The 19,320-nt window shown below is 36.8% G+C and carries 16 protein-coding genes; all 16 read right to left on the bottom strand.

Translation table 11 applies throughout. The features are described from left to right. Positions 1-303 precede the first annotated feature (303 nt). Entirely contained in the window at positions 304-1,446 is a 1,143-nt protein-coding gene (gene tgt / locus H7T99_RS08255) for a tRNA guanosine(34) transglycosylase Tgt (protein ID WP_037600045.1), read from the bottom strand. 204 nt (positions 1,447-1,650) lie between these two features. Next, a complete protein-coding gene (gene rpmH, locus H7T99_RS08250) occupies positions 1,651-1,785 on the bottom strand; it encodes a 50S ribosomal protein L34 (RefSeq protein ID WP_002885866.1) in 135 nt (44 codons plus the stop codon). 195 nt (positions 1,786-1,980) lie between these two features. Then, positions 1,981-2,544 carry an NAD(P)H-dependent oxidoreductase gene (locus H7T99_RS08245; protein WP_037601529.1) on the bottom strand — a complete coding sequence of 188 codons (564 nt, stop codon included), beginning with the start codon at positions 2,542-2,544 and terminating at the stop codon, positions 1,981-1,983. Beyond that, positions 2,541-3,137, bottom strand: a complete 597-nt coding sequence (locus tag H7T99_RS08240; RefSeq protein ID WP_037601526.1) for a TetR/AcrR family transcriptional regulator — start codon at positions 3,135-3,137, stop codon at positions 2,541-2,543. The genes H7T99_RS08245 and H7T99_RS08240 overlap by 4 nt, the downstream gene beginning before the upstream one ends. A 130-nt stretch (positions 3,138-3,267) precedes the next feature. Beyond that, positions 3,268-4,311: an RNA-binding cell elongation regulator Jag/EloR gene (gene jag / locus H7T99_RS08235; protein WP_037601524.1), complete on the bottom strand. Its 1,044-nt coding sequence runs from the start codon at positions 4,309-4,311 to the stop codon at positions 3,268-3,270. Between the two features lie 11 nt (positions 4,312-4,322). Then, positions 4,323-5,129, bottom strand: a complete 807-nt coding sequence (locus H7T99_RS08230; protein ID WP_037601519.1) for a membrane protein insertase YidC — start codon at positions 5,127-5,129, stop codon at positions 4,323-4,325. A 114-nt stretch (positions 5,130-5,243) separates the two neighbouring features. Beyond that, positions 5,244-5,579, bottom strand: coding sequence for a ribonuclease P protein component (gene rnpA / locus H7T99_RS08225; protein WP_037601516.1), 336 nt, complete (start codon positions 5,577-5,579; stop codon positions 5,244-5,246). Positions 5,580-5,663: 84 nt separating this feature from the next. Beyond that, the gene (argH, locus tag H7T99_RS08220) at positions 5,664-7,049 is read right to left on the bottom strand and encodes an argininosuccinate lyase (RefSeq protein ID WP_037601513.1); all 1,386 of its coding nucleotides are present in this window, start codon (positions 7,047-7,049) and stop codon (positions 5,664-5,666) included. Positions 7,050-7,375: 326 nt separating this feature from the next. Further along, entirely contained in the window at positions 7,376-8,575 is a 1,200-nt protein-coding gene (locus H7T99_RS08215; protein WP_002885646.1) for an argininosuccinate synthase, read from the bottom strand. Between the two features lie 944 nt (positions 8,576-9,519). After that, positions 9,520-10,263 carry a response regulator transcription factor gene (locus H7T99_RS08210; RefSeq protein ID WP_002885796.1) on the bottom strand — a complete coding sequence of 248 codons (744 nt, stop codon included), beginning with the start codon at positions 10,261-10,263 and terminating at the stop codon, positions 9,520-9,522. Between the two features lies 1 nt (position 10,264). After that, on the bottom strand, positions 10,265-11,581 hold the full coding sequence (locus H7T99_RS08205; RefSeq protein ID WP_021144662.1) for a GHKL domain-containing protein: 1,317 nt from the start codon (positions 11,579-11,581) through the stop codon (positions 10,265-10,267). 23 nt (positions 11,582-11,604) lie between these two features. Continuing rightward, a complete protein-coding gene (locus tag H7T99_RS08200) occupies positions 11,605-12,885 on the bottom strand; it encodes a hypothetical protein (RefSeq protein WP_021144663.1) in 1,281 nt (426 codons plus the stop codon). A 21-nt stretch (positions 12,886-12,906) separates the two neighbouring features. Further along, a complete protein-coding gene (locus H7T99_RS08195; RefSeq protein WP_002885882.1) occupies positions 12,907-13,797 on the bottom strand; it encodes a hypothetical protein in 891 nt (296 codons plus the stop codon). A 59-nt stretch (positions 13,798-13,856) separates the two neighbouring features. Continuing rightward, complete coding sequence (locus tag H7T99_RS08190; protein ID WP_002885760.1) at positions 13,857-15,164, bottom strand: GHKL domain-containing protein; 1,308 nt, start codon at positions 15,162-15,164, stop codon at positions 13,857-13,859. Between the two features lie 454 nt (positions 15,165-15,618). Continuing rightward, positions 15,619-17,073, bottom strand: a complete 1,455-nt coding sequence (gene gltX / locus H7T99_RS08185) for a glutamate--tRNA ligase (protein WP_201035979.1) — start codon at positions 17,071-17,073, stop codon at positions 15,619-15,621. A gap of 236 nt (positions 17,074-17,309) precedes the next feature. Beyond that, positions 17,310-19,280 carry a peptide ABC transporter substrate-binding protein gene (locus tag H7T99_RS08180; protein WP_021144665.1) on the bottom strand — a complete coding sequence of 657 codons (1,971 nt, stop codon included), beginning with the start codon at positions 19,278-19,280 and terminating at the stop codon, positions 17,310-17,312. Positions 19,281-19,320 lie beyond the last annotated feature (40 nt).

Raw genomic sequence — 19,320 nt, 5'->3', positions numbered from 1 at the left:
GTTCTCAAAGGTCTTTGTCTCTCTTAAGACAACTCCTATATTCTAGCAAATCTAGAATAGCTTGTCAACACTTTTTTTGAAGTTTTTTCACTTCTCGTGTCCGCCGCCCCTTCCGGAACAGCTTATTTATAATATCATCTCTGACTTATCTTGTCAATAACTTTTTTAAAGTTTTGGAACCTTTTCAAGTTTGTGGCAAGTCTGTTAAGACAACTTTTATATCTTAACACCCAATTTAGTTATTGTCAATAGGGTTTTTGAAAAAAATAAAGCAGTACAATCATGTACTGCTAAATAAATTATTTAAAAATTTCTTTTACTTGCATTATAACCATATTTTTCAATGAAATCTTGGCGAAACTCAAGTAAATTGTCATCTATAATAGCTTGTCGTACTTTGGCCATTAAATTTACCAAGAAGTAGAGATTATGATAACTAGTCAGGCGAATCCCAAACGTTTCATCTGCTTTCAACAAATGTCTCACATAAGCACGTGTGTAATTCTTACATGTATAACAATCACATTCAGGATCTATAGGGCTAAAATCTTCTGCATACGCCGCATTTTTAACCACGAGGCGCCCTTGACTCGTCATACAAGTTCCGTTACGAGCAATTCGTGTTGGGAGGACACAATCATACATATCAACACCACGAATAACACCGTCAATCAAACTATCTGGTGCCCCTACCCCCATAAGATAACGTGGTTTATTCTCAGGAAGTAAAGGCACGGTAAAGTCTAGAACTGCATTCATCTCTTCATGAGTTTCTCCTACCGCAAGACCTCCAATTGAATAACCTGGAAAATCCATGGAAACCAAATCCTGTGCAGATTGTCTACGAAGATCTTCAAAACCTGCTCCCTGTACGATTCCAAAAAGGCCTTGGTCATGTGGCCGACGATGTGCTTTTAGCCCTCGTTCTGCCCAACGACTTGTACGTTCAATAGAATTTTTCACATAATCGTATGGTTGGTAAAATTGAGGGCATTCGTCAAAACTCATCATAATATCTGAACCGAGATTGTTCTGAATCGAGATCGCTTTTTCAGGAGATAAAAACATCTTACTTCCATTGAGGTGATTTTTAAAAGTTACACCTTCTTCCGAGATATTTCGTTTTTCGGCCAATGAATATACTTGAAAACCACCGCTATCTGTAAGAATCGCTTGGTCCCAATTCATGAATTTATGGAGTCCTCCAGCTTTAGCAACGAGCTCATCACCAGGTCTTAGCCATAAATGATAAGTATTGGCCAAAATAATCCCTGAACCCATCTGTTTTAATTCTTCAGGAGATTGCGTTTTTACTGTAGCTTGGGTACCTACAGGCATAAACATCGGTGTTGGAAAAGTTCCATGAGGCGTGATAATTTCCCCCAGGCGTGCTCCTGTGTGTTTTTCTTTCTTTATAAGACGATATTTAATAGGAAAATCAGTCATTTATACTCCTTACATTAGGAAAAACAGTCCTAAGTATTTTTTAGTCAGTGGTCATTATACACAACCGCTTTAGTTTATCAAAAATTACAAGAATTGTCAGCTCTATATTTTCAAACTCTCGATGAATAGCATCAAACATCAACACTAACATTCATAGCAAACAAAAAAACAACAGTCTCGAGCACTGTTGCTTTCAATAATGTCTTAAGCTGAAAGAACTTTACGTCCTTTACGACGACGAGCTGCAAGAACACGACGTCCATTTTTAGTTGACATACGGTGACGGAATCCGTGTTTACGTTGACGACGGATTTTACTTGGTTGATAAGTACGTTTCACGTTGAATACCTCCTGATAGATTTTCGTATTCGTTTAGCCGGCTATTTTTGATCAGTTACTAAACATACCATACTATTTTATAGCAATAGCTTAATCTTGTCAAGAATTACTTAGATATTAATTTTATTATATCTTTGAAACCCTTAGGCTGGTGATAATTGTAGACCACATTACTATCCCTATATCATCGCTTGCTCATAACCTTCTTGCTATTTTAGCTATTTTCTTGAGCACCTCTTTTCGCTTATGGTCACCCATATACTCAACAGGTGAAATCTGGGTAACTTTGACCGATTTAATACCACAAGGTTTTAGGACTTGAAATTTTAGAACTTTGCTATAATCTTGAACTAAAGGTAGAACTATCTTTGGTGTATTGTGGGTTGTAATAATCCAAGCTTTCCCAGTCAGTTTACCATCCAATCCACGGGGTGTATTTTCATAGGCAAAACTAGCAGCAAAGACGCGTTCAATAAATCCTTTCAGGATAGCCGGCATTCCACTCCACCAAATTGGAAAAATAAAAATCAACTGATCTGCCCAAATTATTAAATCTCGATAGTCTTTCATAGCTACATCGTGCGCTAGGTCTCTTCTCCTATGCGTTGTATCAAAGCGTAAAACAGGATCGAACCGCTCTTTATACAAATCTAGAACCTTTAACTCATGTTTAGACGATAAATTCTCCTTGACTGTCTCTAGTATAGAGGCATTGTAGCTCTTGTCGTTTGGATGTGTGTAGATAATTAAGGTTTTCATTGTTTAGCTCCTTTAACGTAGATGTCTAACATAGTACTAACAGTCTCTTCAATAGTGTTACTATTGAAATTATCACCAATAGGACTCCTTACCAAAACAGCTAATCCAGTAATAAAACTCCAGATATGAACTAATATTTCTGTCTCACTACCAGAAATGTTCATTTCACTCTTTAGCTTCAAAACCACACTCTTAAAGTGCTCAAATCCTGGTAAATGGGCATTAACAGAGATACTGTCCTGGGTTAGTTCCATATAATTGAAAGGAAACTTAATAAATAAGGCCTCAAAACTGTTTGTTTCTTTTTGAGCAAATTCCACAAAATTACACCCCATTAATACTAATTGATCCCTTACATCAAGAGAAGAGTCTATTCCTTGTGTCAGATACTTCAAAAAGATCTCAGATAAACGCTCTAAAACTACCTGAAGATATACACCCTTATTTTCAAAGTGCTTATAGGGTGCTCCATGGGTGATCCCGCATCTTTGAGCCACCGTTCGGATAGATAGTTGATTGATCCCTCTTATTCTTATCTCCTCAATTCCAGTTGTGATTAACTTTTCCTTCAATTCAGCAGTATTACGTTTCATTTTGACTCCTATTTGCATATAAGTAGACAGCGATTACTTTTTATTAAAAGTATACACCGTCTACTTTTAATTGTCAAAAAAACTAGCCTTCAAATAAGACTAGTTTCTGTAAGCAATAACGCTATTCTAATTATACTTTTGTCACAACAACGTAACGATTAGGATCGTCCCCTTCCGAGTGACTTTCAACCCCTTCAATTTGAGAAAGTGCCTTATGGATAATTTTTCGTTCGCTATTCGTCATTGGATCCATAACATACTCTCGGCCTGTTTCTTTTACCTTAGCTGCCGTTTTTTCTGCTAAATCAATCAAAGTCTCTGTGCGTTGCTCCAAATAATCACGAACATTAAGAACAACACTAAAGCGTTTAGAATGACGATCGTGCAAATAATTTTGCGCTAAAAGTTGTAAAGACTTGAGAACCTTGCCATGATAACCGATAACACGACCAGGCTGGTCTGTTTCAATCTGAATGATAATATTGCGACGATTGTGACTAACCTCTAGGCTAGCATCAACATCCATTTCATAGATAATTTTTTCGAGATAAGATAAAACATCATCTGCAGCAGCTTGAATATCTTCTAAATTATTTTCAGAAGAATCATCTGAACTAAACTCAGATGCCACAAAATCACTGAAATCTCCTTCTGGAGTTTCCAGAGTCTGAACTTGAGCAACTGGTTCTAGTTGAGGTTCAAGCGAACTTGCCATAAATTCTGTAGCATCCTCTTCTGATGACTCACGTTTAACAGATAGAGGAATAATTGTTGCCTTTGGTTGCTCCTGTTTCTTATCTGGCAACTCTTCACCAAGGGGCTCTGTAGACACTGGTTGCTTTAAGTTTTCTTGTGCAATTTCCTTATTATCTGAAACCGTAACGAGTTTTGTCACTTTATTGAAAGCAATCGTTTCGTCTTTTGGACTTGCGACAGAATCGTCGAATTGTTTTATAGCATCAGGAGCCACTTTAACGGTGTTTTGATCTGCTTCATGAGCTATCTTTTCATTTATTGGTTCAACGCTAACTCGAGCTGGTTTCTTCCCGAACCCTAGAAAACCTTTTTTCTCACGAGAAATCACCTTAATATGAGCCCTCATACGGGGTAAATTAAGATCTTTCAAACCTTTTTCAATAGCTTGTTCGACTGTTCGTCCAGAATAGACAACCATAATAAGCCTCCTTATTTACGTTTATGCGCCTTTTTCTTGGCACGACGAATCTTAGCTTTACGTTCTTTTTCTTCCATTTCCAAACGATTACGTTCTTCAATGATTTTAAACGGATTATTAAAAACCAAAATCTGAATAACTTGGAAGGCGTTTGAAACTGCCCAGTAAAGTGCTACCCCTGAAGAAATCTGAGTTCCAAACCAGAAAATAAAGATTGGAAGCATGATATTCATAACAAGAAGCATTGCACTACGATCTTTAGCTGCCTTATTGGTCAACCAAGTTGAAAGGAAGGTGAAAGCAGCCGCCAAAATCGGAAGAATAAAGTAAGGGTCTTTCTGACCTAGGTCAACCCAGAGGAATGTTCCTTCTCGCAATTCTGGCACTCGCGTGAGCGCTCCATAAAGAGCCATCAAAATAGGAAATTGAATCAAAAGAGGAACAAAGCTTGCGTAAGGATTTACACCATGCTCTTTATAAAGATCTTGTTGTGCATAAGCAAGAGCTTCACGATTCTCGCGTCCAGGATACTCACTTTGCAAGCGACGTAACTCTGGCTGCAACTCTTGTAGTTCACGGCTTGACTTAATTTGGCGATTATAAAGAGGAATCATTACCGCACGAATTAAGATCGTGAAAATGATAATCCCTAATCCAATAGAACCACCAAATGAGAGCCCTTGAATAGCCTTCCCAAACATTAAAATGAGACGTTCCCAAAGGCCTGTAGAATGACTTGTAACATCACTTCGTCCACATGCGGACAAAAGCAAGAGAACTCCTGCACCTAAAATAGATAAATTAAGTTTTTTCTTCACTAAAAACTCCTTTTTAATACGATAAAGAACTGCTTGCTTCCATTCATTAAGACTATCTCAAAAATCAGGAACGATCTTAGTTTATCCTACAATGTAAAGAAGCAAAATAATTTTCTAGTCCTTATATAACTTTGCTATTTTTAAGACATGAACGAGATTGCTATAAATGTCTTGATAACTTAAGTCTTCGACACCTTTACGAGCAATAACGACAAAATCTTGATGTTCTAACTGAGATGACATGTCCATCAGTGCATGTCGTAGACGACGTTTTACCCGATTCCGAGTAACCGCATTACCAAGACGCTTACTGACCGACAAACCTACTCTAAAATGAGGCAGATCACGATTCAGACTGTAGACAACAAATTTTCGATTAGCAACACTGTGTCCCGCATCAAATAATGCTTTAAAGTCTTTCTCTTTCTTAACGCGATAAGATTTTTTCAAAATGCGACTCCAAACTCAAAATTAGTACTATTATATCATAAATAGCAAAAAAGCCCAAAACCTTATGGTTAGGGCCTTAGAGACTTATTTTTTTAGAGCTTTTTGAGCTTCTTTGATTTGCCATTTAACCTGGTCAAAACCAGTTCCACCAAGGGAATGACGACGTTCAACAGCTGTATGAGATTTAAGCGTCTCATAGATGTCCTCTTCAATTAAATCTGAAACTTCTTGATAACGTTCGAGAGGAACATCCTGAAGATAATAACCAGCTTTGGTACACTCAAGGACAAGTTTTCCAACAATCTCATGTGCTTCACGGAATGGAAGTCCTTTAGACGCAAGATAATCAGCCAACTCTGTAGCATTTGAAAAATCTTTCTCTGTTGATTCTGCCATATGCTTGTCGTTAACAGTCATTGTATTGAGCATACCTGCGAGAATATCAATAGCAACAGTAATCGTTTCTACCGTATCAAACATACCTTCTTTATCTTCTTGGAGATCTTTATTGTAGGCTAAAGGTAATGACTTCATCACAGTCAATAATCCAATCAGATTGCCATAGACACGACCTGATTTCCCACGAATTAGTTCTGCCATATCTGGGTTTTTCTTTTGAGGCATAATGGAAGAGCCTGTTGAAAAAGTATCTGATAGAGTCACAAACTTAAACTCGTTAGAACACCAGTTAATGATTTCTTCACAAATACGTGTCATATGCATCATTAGAATACTTGAGTTTGACAAGAATTCGAGAATAAAGTCACGATCAGAAACAGCATCCAAAGAATTGCTATATGGCTTTGCGAAGCCCATTAAGTCAGATGTCATATTACGATCAATTGGGAAAGTTGTTCCTGCCAGTGCAGCAGCTCCGAGTGGAGAAATATCCGTATGCTTAATATTAAATTCAAAACGTTCGGCATCACGTGTAAACATGTTGTAATAAGCCATCAAGTGGTGACCAAAAGAAATCGGTTGTGCATGTTGCAAGTGGGTGTAGCCTGGCATAATTGTGTAGGTATGTTTGTCTGCTAGGTTGACTAAAGTACCACGTAAATTATCAAGCTTCTCAATAACTTCCACTAATTTAGCTTTCAGATACAAGTGCATATCCGTTGCCACTTGGTCGTTACGTGAACGTGCTGTATGAAGTTTTCCTGCTACTGGTCCAATTTTAGCTGTTAAAAGACTCTCCATATTCATATGAATATCTTCATTGGAAACATCAAATTCTAGTTTACCAGCCTTATATTCCTCAAGCAGCTCTTCCAATCCCTGTTTAATTTGTAATGCTTCCTCTTTGGTAATAATTCCTGTCTCACCGAGCATCGTAACATGGGCAATAGACCCTTTCAAATCAAACTCTGCCATCTTTTGGTCAAATGAGATTGAAGCACCAAATTCTTCTACCCATTTTTCAAGACTAGCTTCGAACCGACCGCCCCATAGTTTATGATTTTCTGCCATAGTTTTATTTTGAAGATTTCCCTACACTGAGATAATCTTCCATCCTTTCTTAATACTTATAACAAGCAACGACCTCTTTGGTCACAATAACTTAAATGAAAAAAGCTAGATAGTATTTGTCTAGCTTAATTTGTCTCTCTGGACACTTGTTTTCCTAAAACCAGATCTCAGTCGTAGTTTATTTAGGCTCGTGACGCCTCTCAGAACGCCTTAACGATAATAATATAAGTTATAAGAAAAGAGTATCAGATGTGGCTCTCTGTCCACTTTTATCTGATAAGAAGCGTTTTTCTTCTAATAGCCTACTTTTCTTATGTAATCTGTCATTAATTGTCAAATGGATGGTTAACTTGTGAATTAACCTGAGTTGGAAGACCCCAAAGCTTGATAAATCCAATCGCAGCATCCTGATCAAAGCTGTCCGCTGATGTGTAAGTAGCCAAGTTTTCATCATACAATGAATTAGCTGATTGACGTGCTACTACTTGAGCATGCCCTTTGTAAAGCTTAACTTTAGCGATACCATTAACAACTTTTTGTGTTTCCTTAATATAAGCAATGATAGCTTGTGTCGCTGGGCTAAACCACAAAGCATTGTAGATAAGGTTTGACAATTCATTTTCAAGAATTGGTTTAAAGTGAGAAACTTCACGTACCAAAGTTAAGTCCTCAATTTCTTTATGAGCTGTCAAAAGGGCGATAGCTCCTGGACATTCATAAATTTCACGAGATTTGATACCTACAAGACGGTTCTCAACGTGGTCGATACGTCCGACGCCATGCTTACCAGCAATAACATTCATTTCTTGGATAAGGTCAGCCAATTTCATTTCTTTACCGTTAAGAGCAACTGGTTTCCCTTCTTTAAAGGTTACATCGACATATTCAGCTTCATCTGGCGCAGACTCTGGTGAATTGGTAATCCCAAAAGCTTCTTCCGGAGCTTGATTCCAAGGATTTTCAAGAACACCACACTCGTTGGCACGTCCCCAAAGGTTTTGATCGACTGAGTAAGGATTATCAAGGTCTGCTGGAACTGGAACACCATTAGCCTTAGCATACTCAATTTCTTCCTCACGAGACCACTTCCATTCACGTACTGGCGCTACTACTTTAAGACTTGGGTCTAGGGCAGCAATGGCAACTTCGAAACGAACTTGGTCATTACCTTTACCAGTACAACCGTGAGCGATAGTCGTTGCTCCTGTTTTATGAGCAATCTCAACCAATTTTTTAGCAATGATTGGACGACTAAGTGCTGAAACCAAAGGATATTTTTGTTCATAGTAAGCGTGAGCTTGAAGTGCTGGAAGCACATAATCTTCAGCAAACTCATCTTTAACATCAAGCACGTATGACTCGACAGCTCCAACTGTCAAAGCTTTGTCATGGATAAACTCAAGATCTTTACCTTCACCGACATCCATACAAACGGCGATAACATCGTAATCTTTTTTAAGCCATGTAATAGCGACTGAGGTATCAAGACCTCCCGAATAGGCAAGAATAACTTTCTCTTTTGACATAATATTTTTCTCTTTTCTTATATTTTCTTGTGGTTGCTATCTCTATCAACCTTACGAGATTAATTATATTGCATATTTATTCACTTGTCAACACTTTTTTGTTATTTTTTTATATTTATTTCATTTTTATTTGTTTTTATTTATTATTTTGACCTTAGAAGTGCTTAAATCTTAATTTTTATTCAATTTTATGCAAGAGGTAATGAAAAATAAAAAACACTTTTGAAACTATACAAATAGATTCAAAAGCATCTTTAACTATTTATCTTCTAAAATGCCAAAAGGCCTGTACAAAGTACAGACCTTTTGAACAACAGCATCATCGGTAGAGAACACAACAGCAATTTTAGATAGAATGAATGAGGGAAATTATTATGTTTAAGGGACTAACTTAAACCATACATTCTTCTTGCTCTCTAACCTTGATTACATTATAGCATGCAATCCCCAAATGTATATCTTCATTTCCTAAAATGTCGAATTTCACTCACAGAATGTATTTTTTTATCCTAATCTGCACTAATCCACTTAAAAACAAAAAAACGGCTTGATTTCTCAAGCCTATTAATTTCTATAAAAAAGATATGTAATTGGACGAGCGGCCAATAAAAAATGGGGATTAGGAAAAAGTTATATAAAAGTACATTATTTATTTTCATAAAGTGTATGTAGATTTCAATAAGATTGACGATGTCTCATTTCCGAATCACATATCTTGATTATATAATAGCTTTTTTCAATTTAATTGTCTATACGATTTCATAGAATGTCGTTTTTTCATCCTGAACTGCATTTTTTTAAGATATTTTTTTATAAATCTCTAAATTTTATCACTAAAGGACATCTATTTTGTGTTTTTACAGAATTTGTTCACTCATAAGATAATCAATCACCTATGAAATAAACACATGCTTTTTTAGACTAAAAAGAACATTAGTCATCGACTAATGTTCTTTTACCTCTGACCATTTTTTAAGCAGAGCCTTCATTTTCAAACGTGAAACTGGACAAGAATCACCATTTTCAAAATAAATCATCAACTGAGTCTTATCAATACGAGATATGTTATCCAAATTAACTAAAAAGGAGCGATGACAAGAAAAGAGTTTTTTATTTACCGAAGTAATATCTCCAAGATTGGCATAAAACTCCAAACGCTCTGTTTTAGTAATCAGCATCACCTTATGAGGTGTCACAGCAGTCGCAAAATAATAAATATCTCTCATAGGGACTTGGATCCGAGACTGAGCGGTTTCAAACACAAAAATCTCATCATCATCCACATCTCCAACTTTTTGGTTCACAAAAGTCAATGTTTGTTTTAGTTGTTGTTTGAACTCTGCATTAGAAACTGTCTTATCAATGAAATCTAGTGCAGAAACCTTGTATTTAAAACTAATCGGTGCAAACTCTGAGTGAGTTGTTACAAAAATAATAACTGCATTAGCATCTTGTTGACGAATTTCTGAGGCAACTTCTAGCCCCTTCTTTCGCTCACCATCAATATCGATATCTAAAAGGAAAACCTGATGGTTGCCCTTTTCATTGATACTGGACAATAGTTTGTGAGGTTTAGAAAAAACTTCAAGTTTTCGTACGGAAAACGTGCCCTCTGAAACCAATTCTCTGATGATGTCACTAATACGTGTTTGCTGCATTAAGTCATCTTCTAAAATGTATATATTCATATTAGGGCCTCATTTCTAGTATTTGCATCATTTTATGATTCTGACTACGGACAGAGAAGGACGTGTTCGGATAACGTTCCAAAATATCTTGAACAGCATTAACACCTATACCACCCTCAGGATGAGAAAGCTGGGTACTCATCATTGAAAGTGGCACTTGCTCTTCTGCAATTGTACTTTCAATAATAAAACTCTGGCAATCCTCTTCATCAAAATAGGCCAGACTAATAAAACCTTCACTGGCTTTACGAGCACCATCAATAGCATTATCCATGAGGTGACCCAAAACAACAGCTAAATCTAAATCAGTTAGATAGTTATGAATCACTGGATCTGGAATCTCTGCATGAATATTGAGGCGATGCATCTGAGCTTCATGATATTTTGATGAAAGTAGACTATGAATACTTGGATTTTGGATATTATCCAAATCAGTGACCTGAGTTGAAAAACTATGCTGATCTCGATTGACATAAAGATCAACCAAATCTTTTTTATAAGAACGAATATCCCCTGTTCTTTCAATATCTCTCAGATTATTAAGTAGGAAATTATAGTTAGAGCGAACATGCATCAAGTCTCTATACAAACCTTCTACCCTAGTATTCTCACGCTTCAAATCATCAAGATAGTTAGCCTGCTTCATCGCTAAATCCTGCTCTATTTTCTCCTTAGCAAACTGGTTTACAGCACCAAGTACAAAGAGGAGTAAGTAGAGATATCCCATTACTAATGGCAACCTAAATCTACTCTCAAGATGTAACTCTGGAAAATAAGTATCAAATGTCGACACTAAAAAGATAACTAAATAATAAAGCAAAAGAAGCATGTTGACCAAACCCAGACGGTTCTTTTTTTCTTGTTGGGCAGCAACTTTCAAGATATCTGTAAAATCTAGACGTAAAATAAAATCTACTATTCTGACCGTCAACATGACGAAGGAAAGTGGTACCATAGACCACCAAATATTAGTGTTTAAAGTATCAACAGTTATGCCAAGTATCGGTGGAAAGAAGAAAGTAGCCAAAAAACGTCTTGCCAAATCGACTAGTACCACTGGGTAAAAACCTAGAAAAAAGCGCTCTACGGAGGTGACACTTTTATTCAATTGGTAACTAAATGTCAATGTTACAATGGCTACTAAGGGAGGTACTATGCCTATATAGCGTCCAATGAGTTGTCCCCAAATGCATAGAGCAACATCAAATAACAAATAAAGTATACGATTTTTAAGATTAGTGTTTTGTCCACCAATACGTAAGTAGATATCCCAAATAATGATAAACATCAAAATTTGAAATAGGATGTTACCCAGCATAGTTATCCCTCTCCTTTCTACGATTATAGTCCTACCGTGACAATTTGATAGGTTTTAAATAATTCTTTTTTATTTGTTAAACCGATACCGTTTGACCAGCAAAACTGGGCAAAATCACGACTAATAGCCAGACTACCATCGAGTTTCGGATCAGCTTCCTGATTGGTATTCTCAAGAATAAAGCTGAGATTACCATGCTCATTCTGTTGAATAAGGAAACCAATATCTGTCTCCGGCTCCTTGGCCCAAAGTTTTTCAGCTAAATTCATGCAACGTTCTAAAACTCTAATAAGAACTGCAATATTTAAATTGTTAGGATAAGCATCAACATTGACATCCAGCCTAACGGTGATACCTTTTTGTTCCAAAGGAATGATTTGGTTTACAATCCAACTTCTTAATACCGGATAAGGAATCTCAAACAGAGGGGCCAACTTATCATTTAAGTCCAAATTATCAAGTTTAAGATGATTCAAATGCTCATGATAAACGGATAAAACCTCTGATAATTGATTTTTAGCCAATGGGGTCTCAAGAGCTACCAAAAGACTCTCAAAATCTTTTTCAATAGGTTTTACTTTTGTAAAAAGATCCTCAATATGTTTATTATAGACTTCCAAGTTATAGACATAAGTCTCCACAGCTTCCTTACTACGTTCTCTGACAAATTTATGAGAGTAGCGATTCAAGGTTGTTACCATTAGGAGATAAACTGCCATCGCAATAAAAATTGGCCCTCCCACATCACTACCTGTTGATACCAAAAGAGTACTACAAATAATGTAGAGTGCAAAGGTCAGATCAACGGCTATCAACAGACGTTCACGACCACGTGAATAAATCAATTCCTTGACCTTATCAACATCTGAACTGGAAAGATAATTGATATAGAGAAAGAATGGGTAAATCATCACATAAGATAACAATTTAAGCAAGAAGTTTTCTTGAATCTCACCCAAGGTCATATTTGTGAACAGATTATTGAATACATAAAATGGGGTAAAAGTCGCAAATAAATCTGTAAAAAGAACCGAGAAGGCTCCAAAAAAGAGGCTTGCCCAGAGCGTCAAACGATGTTCCCGCCGTTCCTTTAAGGCCAAAGCTAAAAAGATAACAACTTGATAATAGAAGCCATCACCTTTACCAAGTGATACCACTATACCTAAGAGACTTAAACAAAATACTTTCCAGTAAGCTAATTTGCTCCTTGTTAGTTTTTTATAAATAAACCAGGTAATATGAAAACTAATAATCTGAATAATACTATTTTCAAGGGATACCATGGTCCAAAGCTGTAAGTTCATGATAATATTTCCTGTTTATACTCAAGAGACATTTTCGTCATCTTCTTCAATGAGTTCTTGACCTGCCTTTTTCAAAATATCCTGATAGGTTTGTTCAATAAGGTCAAAATCCCCACTATCAATACTTGTCTGCATACTAATGAGTATGTTTTCATAATCATGTTTAAACGAACGTACACTCTTATAGGCAGTTTCGATTTTTTCATTATAAGCTTCCAGACTCCTCAAGTGCTCCTCTTGTTCTCTGAGAATTTTGCTATCTCGTACGTCTTTACCGTAGGAAACAAAACGAACAAGAATATACATGTGTATAAGGAAACCAACCCAAATATAAATTTGAGGGTAACCTGGGAGGTAGGTCTGACTCAGAAGCAAGGAGAATATCTCCTGTTTAAAGAGGATAAGCAGATAACTGATAATTAAAATAAGATCAACTTGCAAGAGCATGCTCTTATATTTATCCTGCAAGTCCTGATAGGGTTCCTGGAAGAAGCTATCTAAACCGAACATTTTTTGCAAACCTAGAAAGAAGGGAAGAACAACACTATCTACAGCTAGGATTCCTAAATGGTTTGGAACCAACTCGACCGGCTTATTAAAGAAAACTCGGAAAAGATAAAAACTAAAGAAACTTGTAATCAAAGTCCAAAAGACAGGGGCAAAGAAAGCATAAAAATACTTTTCTTCTCGTAGAGCCTGAGGTTTTTCAAGAAAAATAAAGACTAGGAGATAAATTGCATCTGGAATATCAATTTGCCATAGCACCTTGGCTAACCACTTAACGGCAGTTACTACGATTACATAAGGAATGTAACGGTAAGTAAAAACATCTAGATAAGCCATTCTAGCTAAAATCACAAGATGTGAAACGACAACAACCAAAGCAATAAGGCCATCAATCGCAAGTTGCATATGCTTTTCCCCTTTCTATTTCCCTTATCCTATTCCCCACAAATAGTATCTTTGATTTATCAATTATCCTGAAAAGAGAGGACCTGTGTAAAATGATGGTCACAACTACGAGTCTCAAGATTTACTTTTGGATAGCGATTAAGTATATCTGCGACCTTAGACAAACCAAGCCCTCGGCCTTCACCTTTGCTAGAAACCCCTTCATCAAAAATCCTTGACACAGGAATACGTTCTTCTCTGGTTGTATTGTCAATAACCAAGATAAGATAACCTTGATTTTTAAAGAAAGATATAGTTAAAGTAGGATCTTCAGAATCCACCGCCGACTCAATAGCATTATTTAAGAAGACAGAAGAAATCACAACCAAATCTAAGGCCTCTATCTGAGTTGACGATATGACATCTGGCAACTCCAAGTTAACCTTAATTCCTAAGTTCTCTGCCTCAAGCACTTTAGCAGAAAAGAGACTCTTGAGAGATGTGATTTCTAAGTTGATCAAACGTGATAATTCATAATTTGATAACGTTAAGCTATTACCAGATTTCTCTAAAAGTTCTGCATACTCTTGTTTCAAAGCAGGTAAGTCTCGACGTTGGATACTAACCTCCATTGTTTTAAGCCCTTCGAGATAATCCTTCTTCACCTGAGAAATATCATTATAGAGTTTTTCTAAACGGTGGCTATATTCTTCTAAACTTTCCTCGTGTCTAGCCATTTCTTCAGCCAACTGATCCTTCACTCTTCTCTTAGAATAAATATTAAGCTGAGCAAAGAGCAAAATAAAGAGGATGGAGTAGACAACCGTAATACTGCCTGCTAAATAAATAAAGAGGCCTGTGTAAGGAAAGATGTTACTAGCATAGAAAATAATTAAAGATAAAATAATATAAGCCAGAGTCACCCCAACCAATAAGCGTTGTCTAACTTGGTAAGTATGGTTATTTCCCATAACATTGAGAGCACCAAAGTCAATAAAGAACACTTTGACAATCAGATGAAAAATTGGGTAAATCAAGAGATAAGACAAAGCAATGAGTACTGGGGTGTCTTTGACCTGTAAATAATTAATTTGAAAAATCCATGGGAAAAAATAAAGTTGAAGCAGTTTCGAGGTGACTTCAACAAAAACCCACGGCAAAAAGGTGAAAAGAAAAGAATTCTTTTCACTACTTGATATTTTATTTAAGAAAAGATAGCAGAACAAAAGTGCTAAGAGCGACCCTGTAATGCCTCCAACAAATAGAGAGAGCAAGAGACTCCCTGCGATAAACCAGCATTTACTCTTCCAAGTTTTGAGCAAACCTGACATATCGTGACTAACAATTAAAATAGCCAATAGACGTAGAACCGTAAATAAAACGATCATCTCTAGACTCCCCCCCTTCCTTTCAAAAATCAACCTACTTTATTGTAACATAAATATATAATTTAGCGTCACTCCTATTAGAAAAAGCTAAAAATATAAAGCTATTTTTTCCTGATTAAGAACAATCTAACATCAGACGATTCCACATGTCCCCTACTTTTCATAAACATAAAAAAGAGCTTAGAAAAACTAAGCTCTTTAACTGACTCATTACCTCTTTTTATGGGTACATGCCAATAACGTAGTAGAAATACCAACCAAATCTTCTCATAATGCTCACTCCTCCCTAATTTTTATTACCAATCTATTATAAAACTAATTTAAACTTTTGAAAATGATGATATGGTTACGAAATATCATCATTATATTACAAATGTAGGCTTAGCAATTATCATATAATCATTGACATATCGCTTATGTGCATTCGAAAACCCAACAATTGTTGGGTTTGTTTTTATAGTGTTGCAAGAACTTGATCAATATGTTTGATTGATTTTTCACGTCCGAGCAAGAAAATAGTATCTGGCAATTCTGGACCGTGCATTTCTCCTGAAACAGCAATACGGATTGGCATGAAGAGATTTTTCCCTTTGATTCCTGTTTCTTTTTGAACAGCCTTAATTTGTGGGAAAATGTTTTCAACAACAAACTCATCATCAGACATAGCTTCGAGTTTGGCTTTAAAGGCTTTAAGTACTGTTGGTACTGTTTCACCAGCCATAACCTCTTTTTCAGCCTCTGTCAATTCTGGGAAATCTTCAAAGAAGAGATCTGTAAGAGGGACAATTTCTTCTGCTGCTGTCATTTGTGGTTTGTAGAGTTCCACTAATTTTTCAGCTTTATCTGTCAAACGACCAGCTTCTTCCAAGAAAGGTTTGCAAAGAGCAAAGACCTTATCGAAATCTGCATTCTTAATGTAGTCGTTACTCATCCAGTCCAATTTCTTCTGGTCAAAGGCCGCTGGTGACTTGCTTAGACGGTTTTCATCAAAAAGTTTAATGAGTTCTTCACGAGAAAAGATTTCGTCTTCACCGCCAGGATTCCAACCAAGAAGAGCAATGAAATTAAAGACTGCTTCTGGAAGGTAACCTTTTTTACGGTAATCTTCGATAAATTGAAGGGTGTTAGTGTCACGTTTAGACAACTTCTTACCAGTTTCAGAATTGATGATAAGGGTCATGTGTCCAAACTCAGGTGCTTCCCAACCAAGAGCTTCATAAACCATGAGTTGTTTTGGTGTATTGACAATATGGTCATCTCCACGGATAACGTGTGAAATTTGCATATCATGGTCATCAACAACTACCGCAAAGTTGTAAGTTGGGTATCCATCTTTCTTCTGGATAACCCAATCACCACCGATATTACCACCTTCAAATTCGATATCTCCCTTAACGATATCATGCCATTTATAAATCCCTGACTCATTAACCGCCAAACGAACTGTAGGTACAATACCTGCCGCTTCACGTTCTGCGATGTAGGCAGCTTTTTCTTCTTCAGTCATGCCAAGGAACTCGTTAATGTAACGAGGAGTTTCACCAGCTGCTTCTTGACGTTCACGCTCTGCAGCTAACTCTTCTTCAGTTACGTATGACTTATAGGCTTTACCTTCTGCCAAAAGTTGATCAATATATTTTTGGTAAAGCGGTAAACGTTCTGATTGACGATAGTTTTCGTGTGTTTCAGGACTTTCATCCCAGTCAATTCCCAACCAACGCAAGTTATCAAGCTGTGAATGCTCACCATCTTCAACGTGACGTTTACGGTCAGTATCTTCAATACGGATAATAAATGTACCGCCATGATGACGTGCATAAAGGTAGTTAAACAATGCTGTACGAGCATTACCAATGTGTAGAAGCCCTGTTGGACTTGGTGCGTAACGAACGCGGATATCTTTAGCCAAGATAAATCTCCTTTTTTTGTTTCATTCTTCAGTCTTTGGATACCTATTGAGCCTAAAGTCCCTTCCTTAGGACTAACCTTAAGATGATAAGTACCAGTAGGCAACTCTATCCCCCAAACTTTCCAAATAAAAATCTAGAAGCGAGTACCAATCTTTCTTATTATATCACAATCTAGGGGTGGTTCGAGAAATTTTGTTAAAAAAACGACTACCTAAAGGTAGACGTTTTCGATAGATTACTTAACGTGTTTGGCAAGATCTTTTTGAGCTTTGTCATTAGATTTTGCTTTTTCTTTAAGCCAATCTTTATAAGCTGAATCGTATTGTTTCTTAGTCACAATATCATCTTGAGATTTAAGATACTTGAAGTAGTATGTAGAACCTTTATCACCGGCTTGAGCATAAGCTCCTGAGAATGGCTTAATACGAGAAATTACAGCGGCTGCACCGTTATAAGTAGTCGTTGGGATATAAAGTGCACTATCCGTCAACCATGCCTGAGCTTTTGCATATTTTTCATAACGAGCCGTCAAGTCTGTTGTTTCCTTAGAAGCATCATCAACCAATTGGTCATATTCTTTAAGACCTACTTTTTCAACCGCTTGACTATTTGGATTGTCATAACCCATGAAAGATTTAGTATTTTCACCATTTGTAGTCTTCAAGACATCAAGATAAGTTGATGGATCAAGGTAGTCAGGCTCCCAAGCCACACCTACTGACAAGTCCCAATCCTCTGCCGCTGCATTTGAAGCAGAGTAGGTAATGTTATAGAAATCATCAGTTGACAATTGATGAAGATCAAGTACAACATTATCTTTTCCAAGAGCTGATTCAATAGATTGTTTAAGTGACTGCACTTGGTTCACAAAGATTTTATTTGACTGATTGACAGGAACATCCAAATGGATTGGGAACTGAACCCCTTCTGCTTGAAGAGCTTCTTTGGCTTTAGCAAATTCAGCCTTAGCTTTTTCTGGATTATAAAGACCATCTTGACTATCTGCAAGATTCACACCAGACCACTCATCACCATAAGCTGGAAGTTGATCCATCACCATTGTTCCGAAGTCCTTACCATCTGCTTGAACAAAGTCTGGTTTAACAAAGATATTACGAACGGCAGTGCTTCCACCTTCCTTACCGTTAAGTTGTGCGGCGTAATTTGTACGGTCAATGGCAAAACCTAATGCTTGACGGAAATCTTTGTTAAGAAGAGCTGTCTTAGTTGATGTCTTTTGTTGATCATTTTCTTTAGATGTATGGTCATAAGTTTGACGATCGATATTAATACCGACACCTTCTACAGCTGCTCCAGGTTGTGTATAGAAAATATTGTCTTTGTACTGTTTTTCAACTTTAGAATAGTTTGAGCTAGTTGGGTATAGACGAGCTAAGTTATAGACTCCATCAGTGAAGTTACGTTCCAAGGATTCTTGGTCTGTACCATCATCGTAAGTCAATTTAACTGTATCAAAATAGACATTATCCTTATCCCAATAGTTTTCATTCTTGGTGAACTCAATAGAAGATTTCGTTGTCAAAGATTTAAGAAGATATGGACCGTTATAAAGAATAGATGTTGGGTCTGTTGACTTACCAAAGTCTTTACCTTTAGATTTCAAGAAATCTTCATTAACAGGCCAAGTAACAGAGTAGGTCAATTTTGAATTCCAGTAAGGTTCTGGTTGGCTAAGCGTATATTGCAAAGTGTAATCATCAACTGCTTTGATACCAACATTTGAGAAGTCCTTGTTGGCACCTGAAAGGTAATCATTCAAGCCCTTAACTGAGTTTTGTAGCAAATAAATCGCTTCAGAATTAGTATCAGCAGCATGCTTAAGACCTGTTACAAAGTCTTTAGCTGTTACATTGGCATATTCTTCACCGTCTGAAGTGTACCATTTGACACCCTTACGAATCTTGTAAGTATATGTCAAACCATCTTGAGAAACAGACCAGTTTTCAGCGACAGAAGGTTTTAGATTCCCATATTGGTCATTTTCAAACAAACCATCAACACCGTTACTAACGGCTGTCGTCATGTTTTTCTTATTTGTAGAAACATAGTCTAGGGTTGCAGGATCGCCACCGTAAACATAATTATAAGTCTTACCAGACGTCTTACTTGATGACGAGCAAGCCGTTAAAACACCTACAGATAACAGGCCTACGGTTGCTAGTAAAAATACCTTACTCTTTTTCATTCATTGCCTCCTTAATTCGCAACGTAAAAAGTTCAAAATC

The sequence above is a fragment of the Streptococcus sp. 17.1 genome (assembly GCF_016648655.1).
Taxonomy (GTDB): domain Bacteria; phylum Bacillota; class Bacilli; order Lactobacillales; family Streptococcaceae; genus Streptococcus; species Streptococcus salivarius_E.
The sequence above is the reverse complement of the archived record's forward strand: the minus strand, read 5'-3'. Positions and strand labels throughout refer to the sequence as shown.